The following is a 1,341-nucleotide window of genomic DNA, read 5'->3' as shown; positions in this document are numbered from 1 at the left end:
CAGGGCTCCGGAGTGGTCCGCGAATGTCCTGTTTGGTCTGTCTGTGGCCGGGTGGCTGAGTGTGGGCGAGCACGGCACTTGTGGATCATGGAGTTGTCTAGGCTTCAAGATCCGCAAGGGGTGCCGTGCTCGCCGTGTCATCATCGCTCATCGCCTCGACCGTTGGCGTCGCGGCCGTGCCCCCGGCACCGGGGTCAACTACGGAGGGGCTGCTCGACCGGTTGGCGGGGGTGAATGACCATCGGGATCCGCGTGGTGTGCGCTACGCGTTGGCGACCCTGCTCGCGATCGGTGTCTGCGCGATGACCGCGGCGGGTCACAACTCCCTGACCGCGATCGCGGAGTGGGTTCGCCGTTGTGACCAGCGGGAACTTCGACGGCTTGGCTGCCCGTTCAACCCGTTCACCGGCCGTTACCGAGTGCCGGACGAGCGGACCCTGCGCGACGCCTACGGCAAGGTGGACCCAGCTGATCTGACCGCCGTCGGATTCGGGCACGTTGCCACACTGACCCGACCCGAACCCGGCGCGCTGACTCCGGACGGTGTGACCGAGCGGGAACAACGCCGTGCCCACCACGCCGCCGCCGGCGGCGCCACGCCGCGGCGTGCCGCGATCGCCGTGGACGGCAAGTGTCTACGTGGCGCCAAACGCCCCGACGGCAGCCAGGTGTTCATCCTGTCCGCCGTGCGTCACACCGACGCGGTCACTGTCGCCGCCCGGCAGATCGACGCGAAGACCAACGAGATTCCCGAGTTCGCGCCCCTGCTGGACCAGATCACCGACACCGACCTCGCCGGGGCGGTGATCACCGCTGATGCGTTGCACGCGCAACGCGCCCACGCCGTCTACCTCGTCGAGCAACGCCACGCCCACTATCTGCTCACAGTCAAGGACAACCAGCCCACCCTCGCCGCCGCACTACGCGCGCTGCCCTGGAAACAGGTACCCGTCCTGCACCGACAGCGCGGCCGTGGCCACGGCCGCGAAGAGATCCGCGAGGTCCAGGTCGTCACCGTGGACGATCTGCTGTTTCCCCATGCCCGTCAGGTCGTGCGGATCCGCCGCCGACGCCGCCACCTGGGCACGAAGAAATGGACCACCGAGGTCGTCTACGCAATCACGGACCTGCCCACCCACCAGGCCCGACCCGAAGAAATCGCCGCCTGGGCCCGCCAGCACTGGACCATCGAGAACAGCGTCCACTGGATCCGAGACGTCACCTTCGGGGAAGACGCCAGCCACACCCGCACCCACCACACCCCCGCCGTCATGGCAGCCCTGCGCGACATCATCCGCAGCACGTTCCGCCTCACCGGCTGGGCCAACACCGCCAGCGCCC

1 protein-coding gene is annotated in these 1,341 nt (G+C 68.6%); it reads left to right on the top strand.

Going from position 1 to position 1,341, the window contains the following annotated elements:
* Positions 1-134: 134 nt before the first annotated feature.
* The coding region (locus ABZ807_RS33380; RefSeq protein ID WP_357167174.1) for an ISAs1 family transposase at positions 135-1,341 on the top strand (1,207 nt) is incomplete at its 3' end.

It is taken from the genome of Micromonospora sp. NPDC047548, from assembly GCF_040642975.1.
GTDB lineage: Bacteria > Actinomycetota > Actinomycetes > Mycobacteriales > Micromonosporaceae > Micromonospora.
This window is presented reverse-complemented; position numbering and strand designations above follow the sequence as displayed.